This is a genomic window from Treponema parvum (assembly GCF_017893945.1).
Classification (GTDB): domain Bacteria; phylum Spirochaetota; class Spirochaetia; order Treponematales; family Treponemataceae; genus Treponema_D; species Treponema_D parvum_A.
On the sequence record NZ_CP054257.1, the window covers coordinates 1,432,838 to 1,444,708 of the forward strand.

Here is an 11,871-nt window from a genome sequence, read left to right on the forward strand (position 1 = left end):
CGGATTACCCTTGCGTTTTGCGTGAACTTAAAAGCATGGTGATCGCGCTGTAAATGATAACGGCCGCGACAACCCACTGCAAAGCCGACGTGTTAAGGCTCTTTACGACAAAGACAGCGACAAGTACGCCGAGTACGCCGAGCGTGGAAGTAAAGAACGTAATTTTTCTGCTGTACGAATCGAGTTTAATAAACTGTATCGAACCGACGGGAACGGAAAAAGTACAAGCGCCCATCATGATCGGGAACGTTACTCCAGGGTTTAATCCGAGCGCATATACGGTTGCCATTGTCAAAGCATAAGAGCCGATACCGATATTGTTCAGCGCGCCGTAAATTAAACACAATACGGCAAAAAGAATCAATTTCCAACCGACAAGAGCAGTCGCATCTCCTCCCGAAGGATAAATGTTGAATTTGTTTGCGAGGATAAGAGCTGCCGCAATTAAAAGTCCTACGGAAATAAAGCGTTTTATAATGTTTGCCGGAAGTTTTACGACAAAGCGCGGGCTTACATAAGCGCCGATTACCTGACAGACGATTGCGATAATCAATGTTGCCATTCCGACATTGATGGTTGAAATATAACAGAGCGCCATAACTGCGACGGGAACGACGCATTCGGTATTCAGCGTACCGGGAAGTTTTTTCGCATCGACCCACTTAATTTTCGGATATAGGGCGGAACCGATCGCAAAATCGGAAATTCCGAAGGTAGACAAAAGAAAAATAACGAAAGAAGAAATCGCCATGGCAATCGGATTGCCCGGTTCTTTCATAAATTCGCCTTTGTGCGCAATCAAATCACGCACAAAATACACCACGAAAATTCCGTTTACAACGGCAACCAACGCAAGAATAATCGTAACAAGCATATAATGCCTCCTGAAGAATCGGCGGAATCATGTGCTTATACTTAATTGCGTTCCGCCTTAATTTGAAAAAGAGAACACATTGCGAAGCGCTTTCATATCTTCTCCGAATTCCGTCGTAATCTGTCGTTTTAAGTGATTGATCATTTTAAGACTGTAGGCATCATGGAGCGTATACTCTTTTGCAAAAAACACCATACGGCTGTTTTTCGTATAAGTAGCGTCAACTTTTCCGTTGTCTTTAATACTCGCGGATAAAGTTTCTTTTCCGTCAACCGTTACGACAAGCCAACGGTTCCCCAGTTCGTCGAGTTTTTCCTGCTCGAAACCGTGCTTGTACACATTCTTTATTTTTGTTTCATACTTTCCCGACAGATCGTATAATACGACAAGTACCTTGCCCAACTCTTTTTGCTTTTTAACAAGACAATCTTCAATGCACGCATCCAACTCGTCGGCCCAAATCTGAATGCAAATTTCCTGAGCCGCATCGTTCAGCATTTTATGCATTTTAATTTTTATCGCATCCATCGAATATAAATTCCAAATATCTTCATTCGACTCGGGTTCTCCGATTTTTTCCGCAGCTTTTTGTAGCTTGTTCAGATTTTCCGTCACTTTCTTTTTAATGACATCGGACACTTCGGAAACCGGCTGCGCATTGTAAAAAAGCTTCTTATTACGTCTTGCTAAAACAACAGCTCCCTTTTGCACTAAAGATTCAAGAACTCCGTATACTTTAGACCGCGGCACCGCAGAAATTTTGCTTGCCTCGTATCCTGTACACGAACCGCTCTCCAATAATGCAACATAGACTCTGCTTTCTGATTCGGTAAATCCGAAATTTTTAAGCAAAAAAACCATTTCATCCGTCATTCGTAAAACTTTCCTGCGATTTGAATTTCGCGAAAAATACTATGAACGGTTTTTAGAAGTTATGCAATACCTGTTATAAAAACAGATTTCGGCGCCACGCCACGCAAAGGCATAGCTACCTTTAGTAACTACTATCCTCCTTTCATAATATTATATGTCAATCACATTCAGTTGTAAAGTGTTACTTTCAAGTCAGATTTTTACTTGAATAAATATGTGCGACCGTCGCCGTAAGTTGTCGCAACATAAACTACGCCATATGTTGTCGCAACGTAAGTTGTCATGCCGTAAACCGTTCGCCGTAAACTCTCGCCTTAGCTGTTGCGCCATAAGTTGCTTTTTTACGGCAAAAAATGTATCTTTAATAACGAAATATGAATAACATTTACCGAAAGGATTTTCCTTTTTTTTCAAATAAACAAAACGAAGGATTGATTTACTTCGACAATGCGGCGACTGCGCAGCGCCCCGTTCAAGTTATTGAAGCCTTGAAAAATTTCTACGAAATAAACAATGCAAATCCTTTAAGAGGCCTTTACGCTCTTAGCGTAAGAGCGACAGAGGCATATGAAAACGCCAGGCACACAATTGCGGAATTTATAAATGCAAAAGGCGACGAGGAAATAATTTTTACCCGTAACGCCACGGAATCACTAAATCTTGTCGCCTACAGCTACGGCATGGCCAACGTAAACGCCGGTGATGAAATTGTCGTTTCCGTGATGGAACACCACAGCAATATTCTTCCGTGGCAAATGGTTTGCAAAGCGAAGGGCGCAAAACTCGTTTATATAGAATGCAATAAAGAAAACGGTATAATCGATCCTGATGAAATAGAATCTAAGATCTGCCGTAAAACAAAGATAGTTGCTATAACTCAGGTAAGCAACGTATTGGGAATCACGAATCCTGTAAAACAGATCGCCCGGATCGCTCACAAAAACGGGGCTGTAATAGTTGTAGACGGTGCACAGTCCGTACCGCATATAAAGGTTGATGTTCGAGACTTGGACGCCGACTTTTTTGCTTTCAGCGGGCATAAAATAACAGGGCCTATGGGAACCGGCGTCTTATACGGAAAAAAGGAACTTCTTGAAAACATGACGCCTTTTTTACGCGGCGGCGAAATGATCGAATATGTTACGCGGCAGGAAGCCACGTTCGCAGAAATCCCCCAAAAATTTGAAGCCGGAACCGTAAACGCTGCAGGCGCCGTAGGACTCGCCGCCGCAATAGACTATGTCCGCAATATCGGGATTGAAAAAATCGCAGAACACGATAACTACCTTTCAGCCATCATGCTTGAAGGCATAAAAAATATCCCTCATGTGCGCATAATAGGACATCCTGACGCAGACAAGCACTGCGGAATAATCACATTCACAGTTGAAGGCGTTCATCCGCACGACATCGCAACCGTGCTTGATACCGAAAAAATCGCCGTAAGAGCCGGTCATCATTGTGCACAGCCGCTCGGAGAGTATTTGGGAATTCCTTCGAGCGCAAGAGCCAGTCTGTATTTTTATAATACGGAAGACGAAGTCGCCGTCTTTATAGAAAAACTAAAAAATGTGCGAAAATGGATGGGTTATGGAAACTAAAGAATTATACAGAGAAATACTGAACGAACATAATCTTAATCCTGCTCACAAAGCGCAAATGGATCTTCCCACATTAACGCTGCACGGAGTAAATCCCAGCTGCGGCGACAATATAACGCTAAGTCTTAAAATCGAAAACGATATTATAAAAGACGGAAGTTTTTCAGGATCCGGCTGCGCAATATCTCAGGCGTCGGTAGACATAATGCTAGATCTTGTGATAGGAAAAACAAAAGAAGAAGCTCTTCATCTTGTAGACATATTCATGCGCATGATAAAAGGCTCCGTAACGCAACAGGAAATTGAAGAACTCCAGGAAGCGGCGTCACTTCAGGACATAGCAAAGATGCCTGCCCGCGTAAAGTGCGCAATGCTTGGCTGGAGAACTATGAAAGAGATGTTCGGCTGCGAAGGTTGCTGTAATTCGGCGGCGAACCCCTCTTGCTGCGCCAAACAGTAAATTACGTTTCCATAAGATCAAGTTTTCTCAAGTTTACGCTTATAAGCAAGCCTACGCAGATCATTGCCGTCAAAAGAGAAGACCCGCCGTAAGACAAAAACAGCAGAGGAATTCCGGTTATAGGCATTATTCCCATAACCATGCCCACGTTTACAACAAAATGGAAAAAAAACATCCCTAAAATTCCCGAGGCAATATAGTAGCCGAAGGTGTTTTTTGTGTTTATCATTATGAACATTATTCTTACGAGAATTGTAAGATATAAAATGAAAACAAACGATCCGCCTATAAAACCGAATTCTTCGGATAAGATGCTGAAAATAAAGTCCGTGCTCTGCTGAGGCAAAAACCTGTAATGGCTCTGCGTTCCATTTAAAAATCCCCTGCCGCGGGGGCCGCCAGAACCTATCGCTATCTTGGACTGAATAATATTCCAGCCTGATCCCAATGGATCGCTGGACGGATCGATATAAACTATAAGCCTTTTCAGCTGATAAGTCTTTAATACCTTCCCCAATCCGTAAGAAGTGATGAGCGACACGGTAAGTATTCCGAAAAAAAACGCTATCCAATAATAGTATTTATTATTTTTAAAAATTATCTTTCCGATAGCTCCGATCAGCGCGATCGCCGCCGAAGCCGCGATCACTAAGATTCTGTACTTTCTAAAAGTCAAAATGGAAACAATTTTATACGTGCGATGCGCAATTTCACTCTGCCATACGGGAATAATCGTAAACAGTATCGTCAGGCCGCCGGTCAGCACAACCAGTAAAATATATTTCAAAGGCACGCCCGCAACAAAACACATTACTATAAATATCGGTATGAACACGGAGGCCGTTCCCAGATCCGGCTGCAAGAGGATCAACGTCATTGGCAAAAGCATTATGCATAAAGCCGTTATAAATCTTTTTCCGGGACTTTCACGGACGCTTTTTTCAAAATACTCTGCAAGAAATAAGATGTAAACTATTTTGCAAAATTCCGACGGCTGAACGCCGAGATTGGCTATTCCTATCCAGCTGCGCGCGCCGTTTACATATCTTCCGAAAAATTTGGTATACACAAGGATTACGATCATAGCGCCGGCTATCCAATTTAAAAAACGCCGGATCTTTCTGAAATCATATATGGAAAACAAAAAAAGCAATACTATGCCGATCGAAACCCATACGATCTGCCTTATGTACTCGGTAGAAACGGATATCCCGTCGGAATTTACTCCTGAAGAATAGATAAAAGATATTCCCAAACAACTGAGAACAAGCACGCAGAAAAAAAGAATGTAATCGAAAAAAACAAAAAAATTTATTTTCATATAAGCACTTTCATTTTTTATTTGATCAAAGCCCTGAATCCCAGAGCGTCAACGGCTTCATCGTAACTTTGATTTGCAAAAATTCCCTGGAAAATTATGTTTGTCGCATAAGGCGCCCACCATTCCCAAGCGTTAACCGCTTCGACAAGCACAACAACGACGATACGCTCCTCTGCGGGTTTGTCATAAGGCGCGTAAGCTACAAGCCAAGAGTGCCAGTTTTCCTTTTTAACGTCCGAAACTTCGGCCGTACCGGTTTTGCCGGCTATTTGCACAACCTTATTTGCCATGGGATATTTTCCGGAACCGTCCGTGATCGTGTACCGCAGATCGTCCTGAACTTTTTTCCACACTTCTTCGGGTATGGAATCCGAGTGAAAAAGGACTTTAGGATTGACTTCCGAAATGACTTCTCCGTTTACGGGATTTCGTATTTCTTTTAAAAGATGCGGCTGATATATTGTTCCTTTGTTTGCTACCATAGCCATCATGTTTGCAAGCTGAAGCGGCGTCACAAGTGTATAGCCCTGACCTATCGAAATAGCCATAGTATCTCCGCCCACCCATTTTTCATGATAGCGCCTTTCTTTCCATTGCGCGGAAGGAATAAAACCGTTCGCCCTGCTGGGCAGATCGATCTTAGTGTCCTGCCCCAACCCGAATTCCTTTGCATAATAAGAAATACTGTCCACTCCTAAAAAATCCCGCCCCACAGTCCAATAATAAATATCGCAAGACTGGGCAAGAGCTTCGCGCAGATCTAGATGACCGTGTCCGGGTTCGTGCTGCCAACAGTGAAAAACGCGCCCGCCGTAAGACATCTTTCCCTTACATTCTATCTTTTTATCTTCAGGAAAAGTTCCTTCCGAAAGCAAGGCCGCAGACATTATGACTTTAAAAGTAGAAGCAGGCGGATATGTCGCGTTCACTGCCCTGTTCAGCAAGGGGTTGTTATCGTTTTGCATGAGCTTTACATATTCCGCGTTGGAATTTTCAGTGTTAAAAATATTGGAATCAAAATATGGATAGGAAACCATCGCCAAAATTTCGCCCGTATCGGCTTTTAACACAATGGCGGCTCCCACACGGTTACCCAAGGCCTTTTCCGCAAGCGTCTGTATTGTTCTGTCTATAGTAAGAACAAGATTCTTACCCATTTGCGGAGGTTCGATCACAGGCTCGTCGGAAAGGATCCTTCCGCGCACATCTACGGTTTTCATTTCACGCCCCGGCACGCCTTGAAGAAGATCGTCGTACTGTCTTTCAATTCCGGTCTTGCCGACTATGCTGTTCGGTTTATAGCCCTTGTTGTACATGACGGTCATTTCTTCCTTTGTTATGTTTCCTACGTAGCCTATGACATGAGAAAGAGAGCCCGTGTAGATATAGTTGCGCATAGGTTTTGAAACCCACGAAACGCCGGGTAAGTCCGTAATGTTTTCCGCTATGTTCGTAATTATATTAAACGATACGTTGGAGCGTATTTCGACGGAAGTAAAAGAGCGCCTCATATTTGAGGGGATGCGGCGGTCTATTTCGCTTTTAGGAATGCCAAGATAGTGAGAAAGCCTCGCCGTCACAGTATCGTAAAGGTCTATAGGAATTTCCGCCGGCGTAATATTTACGGCAAATGAATCCGTATTCGTTACAAACGGGGATGTAAAATTCCTGTCGAAAATTTCACCGCGATGCGCCGACAAAGTATTTACCTGGCTTGAAATGGTTCTTGACCTGGTCCGGTAGGTTTCGCCCTCGATTACCTGTAAAGAAAACAAACGCGAAAAATATATTATAAAAGTTAAGACGATGATGCTCAAAAGCACAAAAACGTGAAGCTTTTTTTCCTGCGTTTGCCGTCCTATAGCACCTTCGGTCATAACGGCAGCCTCTGTTCTTTAGAATACAATGGATCAAATACGGACATAAATTTAAAAACTATCGGAGCAAAAAAAACATTCAGGGCTAATTCGGTCAAAAATAAAAAAGAAAACGGATTGTACGTGCTTACACTGCGGTAAAAAAGCGAGATAAACCACAGTAAAAACATTTTATAAACCGTACCGCAGGCTGCAATCAGAGCGGGCATCAGAACGCCTGCCGTACTGAAAGTTTTTGAAAAAAAGCCGCTCGTATATCCGAGCATTGTCCTAAGAAGCGCGTTCAGACCGAACGGGCAGCCACTCAAAAAATCTGTTATAATTCCCGAAAAAAAACCGGCGATTTCTCCCAATCTGCGCCCGTAAGAAAAAGAACAGTACAAGACGCAAAGCAAAAGAAAATCGGGAATCGCAGGTAAAAATAAGATATTGGACAGTATCGCAGATTCGAAAACGGCGAAGCCCAGCAATATCGACAATAAAATGCAAATATACTTAACCATTTTCAGTCCTTTTTATCCTTCGCCATCGTCAGGTCTATTACGAGAACGTCTTCAAGCCTCATAAAATCTATTGCGGGATTAAGATCTATATTCAGCGAAGAATCATAATCTATCACCGTAATCTTTGATATGGTTCCTATGGGAATATTTCCGATATAGTTATCGTTTTCTCCTGAAGTGACTACTATGTCCCCGTAATGAAGATCTTCCAAAACTCTTTTTCGTATGTATTGTAATTTGAGAGGACTCGAAAATGTTCCCTGCCCTGTAGCAAGACCTATGTCCCGCGTATTTTGAATGCGCGCGGATACGGCGCATTTTACGTCATAAACGGGCATAAGCTGGCTTGTGTACCGCCCCACGCTTGTTATCTTTCCTACGATGCCCGGATTACCGTTTTGTATCGCAATAACGGGAAGGTTCTTTCTTATTCCGTGAACGCTGCCCTTGTTTATTGTCATCGATGCGTACAGACCGTCTATGTCGCGGCCTATGATGTGGGCGGGAATATTTTTTTGTTCCAGAGATTCGGAAAAGTCAAGCAGAGCGCGAAGGCGTTCGTTTTCTTTGCGTATCTCTGCATTTGAACGCTGCATAGCTTCAAAATCTTTAAGTTTTTCCGTGAGAACATTATAATCCGCTTTCAACCTTGAAACTTCTTTTACGGCGTTTACGCTGTTTTCTATTCCCGAAACTACGCTGTAAACGCCTTTTTGAATCGTAGACAAAACGGTAAAACCTATTTTATTGAAATTTAAAACAAAACTTTGGGAACTGAATGCAAGCATCACGCCCGAAAAAAGAAAAAAAACGATAAATAAAAATTCCGAAAAATCTATGTTGAATAAAAAATTCTTTTTTTTAGACATAGGCGAACGCCCTATTCGTTCAGATTGTCATAGGCGGAGCGTCCTCCGGTCATGTCTTTGAAAATCTCAAACGATTCACCTGCTCCCATGGCTACACAGTCGAGGGGTTTTTCAACCAATATCACAGGAACACCGGTAACCCGTGAAATAAGTTTCGGAAGTCCTTTTAACATGGAACCGCCGCCGGTCATAACTATACCGCGTTCTACGATGTCCGCAGCCAGCTCAGGCGGCGTATGTCCCAAAGAATTTTTAATCTCTTCGATTATCCTGTCCACAGGTTCTTTAAGAGCTTCCCGCACTTCAACGCTGTCTATTTCGAGAGGCCTCGGAAGCCCGGTAACCGCGTCCGTGCCTTTGATTTCCATCTTTTCATTGTCGGTATCAGGAGAAGCGTTTCCTATTTCGATTTTAAGGCGCTCCGACGTGTGCTGTCCTATGATAAGGTTATGAACGTTTCTTATGTGCTTAACGATGGCTTCGTCAAATTTATCACCGCCGACGCGTATGGAAGAAGTTATAACCATTCCACCCAATGATATTACGCTTACTTCCGTAGTGCCTCCGCCTATGTCGCAGACCATATGTCCTGCAGGTTCGTAGATGGGAATTTTAGCGCCTATTGCGGCCGCAAGCGATTCTTCAATTACGCCTACTTCCTTTGCGCCCGCTTTAAAGGCCGCTTCGATTACGGCGCGTCTTTCTACTTCGGTAATGCAGGAAGGTATTCCTATCTTCATGCGCATGGATTTGATAAATTTGTGACGCGGCATGATCTTGTTGATAAAATACTTTATCATCTTTTCCGTGCTGTCTATGTCGGCTATAACGCCGTCCGCCAAAGGCCGTATGGCCGTAATGTTGCTGGGCGTTTTCCACAACATGCGCTTTGCTTCAGCTCCTACCGCAACTACGCGTTTTGTCCCTTTTTCTACCGCTATAACCGACGGCTCATCGATAACGATCCCGCGTCCTTTGACATATATGAGCGTGTTGCAAGTTCCCAAATCTATACCAATGTCAGTCGAAAACCGGTCAAAAAACATTCTCCACCACCTTTATTTATAATCCGATATTTTTTTTAAAGCTTCAGGGTGATTTATCTGCGCGCGCAGAGCCTTGCGCCATTCAGCCCTTGCCCTTATCAAATCGCCTTGTTTCTCATATATTACACCAAGACCGTAATATGCGTCAGCTGAATTTATGTTTTTTTCTAAAATTGTTTGAAATTCATTTTGCGCCGCCGCAAGATCGCCTTCTTCGGTGAGTATTTGCCCCAATAATATACGGCCTTTGACAACAAGGTTTTCGTCGTCTTCTTCTTTGATAACCCTGTACAAATACTGTTTGGCTGCTGAATTTTGTCCCGCCTTACGGTATTGTTCGGCAATCGAAAGCAACAGGGAGCCGGACTCCCGCACAAGCAAAGCTTCCGTAAAAGAAGAAATGCTTTCGGACGTCATTCCCAAAGAAGCGTAGCTTAGCCCTAAATACTCGTAAATGTCGTCCGCCCTGTAGCCGAGTTCCTTTGCCTGAGAAAGATAATTTATGACAAGGTCCGAATAGTAATAATATGACGAAAGCGTATTTTTATAAAAATACGTTTTACCGAGCATATAGTCTAACTGAGGAATTAAAGATTTTTTTGCGGACTGAAGAGCCGTCCTCATGTCAAAAATGGCTGCATCCAAGTAGTCGCGGGCGTCGGCCGAGTCGGTTTGACTTACCGCCAAATAGAATCCCGCATAGCCTTTAAATGTTAAAGCCGCATTATTATAAGGCTGTTTTTGTAAAAGCTGCTCGCAAGTTTCATATACGGTCTTGTAATCGTGTTCCGACCATTTTTGATAAATATACGAAACTGAAAATTTATTGTGTTCGGGGGAATTAAAACGGCGGATAAGGGCAAAAACGCTTATGAATACGAGCGATAAAACGACCGCCAGAATAACAAAATACAGAAGAAATTTGCTTTTTCTTTTGATAACGCCGTTTTTAACATTTGTATTCGAAAACATACCCAAATAGTACCATAAAAAATAAAAACAGAAAGGATATAAGCCGGGTTCTGTTCCGGCCGTAATTCCGGCCGGCATGATCATCTATCTGAAACACGGATCGCTCCGTGTTTTTAGCAGCCTACCCGCAGCGTAATTGTCCGGAAAACATAACTGCCTATTCGGCCTTGCTCCAAATGAGGTTTCCCTGTCGTTTCCGTTACCGGAAACACGGTGAGCTCTTACCTCGCCTTTTCACCCTTACGTACGAAAACTCATACGCGGTATGTTTTCTGTGGTACTTTCTGTCAGCCGGCGAAAAAATCGTCGGCCGCCCGGTTATTACCCGGCATCTTTTCCGGCGGAGCCCGGACTTTCCTTTTGACCGAAAAATATCATAAAATCCCGGTCAAACGATCATATCCTTTCTGTCAATAAACACTTTCAAAAACGCGGTTCAAAAGAGAAATTCTTGAATCTCAGTCGTTTTCATCCTCTTCAAGATCTTCTTCGTCTTCATCGTCAAGCGGCTCGTCGTCGGCTTCATCGTCTTCGAGCATTTCATCGTCGTTTTCAATGTCGTCGGAATCGGCAATAATATCTTCGTCGTCCTCGTTTTCATCTTCGTCAAGAACGTCGTCCAAATCGGCAAGGCTCCCCGCTTCGCTCATGACAAAGTAATTGTCCATTCCTTCGTTTTCCGATTCCTGATAGTACAAAATTCTGCTGCAGTAAGGACAAAACAGGATCTTTTCCCCTTCGCGTACTTCATTCGCAAACTGAGCGGGCAAAATCATGTGGCAGCCTTCGCAAACTCCGTTTTTTACGGCGACGATTCCCTTATTATCACGCTGGATTATGCGCTGGAATTTGTAGACAATCTCCTGGTCTATGCCGGGCGTTATTTCGCCTTCCTGCTTTTTAAGCACCGACAGTTCGTCTTTAAATGACGTAAGCTCGTTATCAAGAGCGGCCTTGCTGGTGTTCAGATCGTTTTCAGACGAAGAGATCATTTCTTCATCGGATTTCAGATTTTCCTGCAAAACGGAAAGCTCTTTTTCCTGAACGGAAAGTTCCTTTCTTATTTCCTGTTCTTTTGCATTGGCTTCCGTAATCTGTTTGTCCAGTGCTTCGTATTCGCGGTGGGTCGTAATATTGTCCATTCCCGCTTCGCCGGCTTCCCTCTGTTTTTCGGCGTCTTCAAGTTCGGTTTTAAGGCCTAAGACTTTGCTGCGTACTTCTTCATATTTCGTGTTTTTTTCAATGTATTCTTTTTTCAGGCGAGAGAGCAATTCTTCCTGCGCCCCAAGCTGTTTCGGCGCTTCTTCGATCTTTTTTTCAATTTCATATCTTTTAACTAAAATATCCTGCAAGGATTTTAATTTTTCAAAAACCTCTGTCATTACCATATGAACAAAACCTCTGGCCTAAAATATTCTAATGCCGCAATATATACCAAATCGGCATTTCTGTCTAGGAGCTAAGACGGCCGGGGG

11 protein-coding genes and 1 other RNA gene are annotated in these 11,871 nt (G+C 43.2%); 2 read left to right on the plus strand and 10 right to left on the minus strand.

Going from position 1 to position 11,871, the window contains the following annotated elements; all coding sequences use genetic code 11:
* Nucleotides 1-4: 4 nt before the first annotated feature.
* Together HRI96_RS06435 and HRI96_RS06440 are read right to left on the minus strand one after the other, a co-directional pair.
* Nucleotides 5-874: a hypothetical protein gene (locus HRI96_RS06435; RefSeq protein WP_210116584.1), complete on the minus strand. Its 870-nt coding sequence runs from the start codon at nucleotides 872-874 to the stop codon at nucleotides 5-7.
* Nucleotides 875-931: 57 nt separating this feature from the next.
* Nucleotides 932-1,747, minus strand: coding sequence for a TrmB family transcriptional regulator (locus tag HRI96_RS06440; RefSeq protein WP_210116585.1), 816 nt, complete (start codon nucleotides 1,745-1,747; stop codon nucleotides 932-934).
* A gap of 374 nt (nucleotides 1,748-2,121) precedes the next feature.
* Here HRI96_RS06440 and HRI96_RS06445 point away from each other — a divergent pair, with 374 nt between their 5' ends.
* Both HRI96_RS06445 and sufU read left to right on the plus strand, forming a co-directional pair.
* A complete protein-coding gene (locus HRI96_RS06445) occupies nucleotides 2,122-3,348 on the plus strand; it encodes an aminotransferase class V-fold PLP-dependent enzyme (protein ID WP_210116586.1) in 1,227 nt (408 codons plus the stop codon).
* The gene (sufU, locus tag HRI96_RS06450; RefSeq protein WP_210116587.1) at nucleotides 3,338-3,808 is read left to right on the plus strand and encodes a Fe-S cluster assembly sulfur transfer protein SufU; all 471 of its coding nucleotides are present in this window, start codon (nucleotides 3,338-3,340) and stop codon (nucleotides 3,806-3,808) included. The genes HRI96_RS06445 and sufU overlap by 11 nt, the downstream gene beginning before the upstream one ends.
* Nucleotide 3,809: 1 nt before the next feature.
* Here the strand turns inward: sufU and rodA are convergent, their stop codons facing one another.
* The 8 genes from rodA to HRI96_RS06490 all read right to left on the minus strand — a co-directional run bounded on the left by rodA (nucleotide 3,810) and on the right by HRI96_RS06490 (nucleotide 11,784).
* Nucleotides 3,810-5,129, minus strand: a complete 1,320-nt coding sequence (gene rodA, locus HRI96_RS06455) for a rod shape-determining protein RodA (protein ID WP_210116588.1) — start codon at nucleotides 5,127-5,129, stop codon at nucleotides 3,810-3,812.
* Nucleotides 5,130-5,146: 17 nt separating this feature from the next.
* Nucleotides 5,147-7,006, minus strand: coding sequence for a penicillin-binding protein 2 (gene mrdA / locus HRI96_RS06460; protein WP_210116589.1), 1,860 nt, complete (start codon nucleotides 7,004-7,006; stop codon nucleotides 5,147-5,149).
* Nucleotides 7,003-7,509 carry a rod shape-determining protein MreD gene (gene mreD / locus HRI96_RS06465; protein ID WP_210116590.1) on the minus strand — a complete coding sequence of 169 codons (507 nt, stop codon included), beginning with the start codon at nucleotides 7,507-7,509 and terminating at the stop codon, nucleotides 7,003-7,005. Before mreD ends, mrdA begins: the two co-directional genes overlap by 4 nt.
* 2 nt (nucleotides 7,510-7,511) lie before the next feature.
* On the minus strand, nucleotides 7,512-8,378 hold the full coding sequence (gene mreC / locus HRI96_RS06470) for a rod shape-determining protein MreC (protein WP_210116591.1): 867 nt from the start codon (nucleotides 8,376-8,378) through the stop codon (nucleotides 7,512-7,514).
* An 11-nt stretch (nucleotides 8,379-8,389) separates the two neighbouring features.
* Nucleotides 8,390-9,424, minus strand: coding sequence for a rod shape-determining protein (locus HRI96_RS06475; RefSeq protein WP_210116592.1), 1,035 nt, complete (start codon nucleotides 9,422-9,424; stop codon nucleotides 8,390-8,392).
* A 12-nt stretch (nucleotides 9,425-9,436) separates the two neighbouring features.
* The gene (locus tag HRI96_RS06480; RefSeq protein ID WP_210116593.1) at nucleotides 9,437-10,396 is read right to left on the minus strand and encodes a tetratricopeptide repeat protein; all 960 of its coding nucleotides are present in this window, start codon (nucleotides 10,394-10,396) and stop codon (nucleotides 9,437-9,439) included.
* A 24-nt stretch (nucleotides 10,397-10,420) separates the two neighbouring features.
* Nucleotides 10,421-10,806: RNase P RNA component class A (gene rnpB / locus HRI96_RS06485), an RNA gene on the minus strand.
* 48 nt (nucleotides 10,807-10,854) lie between these two features.
* The gene (locus HRI96_RS06490) at nucleotides 10,855-11,784 is read right to left on the minus strand and encodes a zinc ribbon domain-containing protein (protein WP_210116594.1); all 930 of its coding nucleotides are present in this window, start codon (nucleotides 11,782-11,784) and stop codon (nucleotides 10,855-10,857) included.
* Nucleotides 11,785-11,871: the final 87 nt, after the last annotated feature.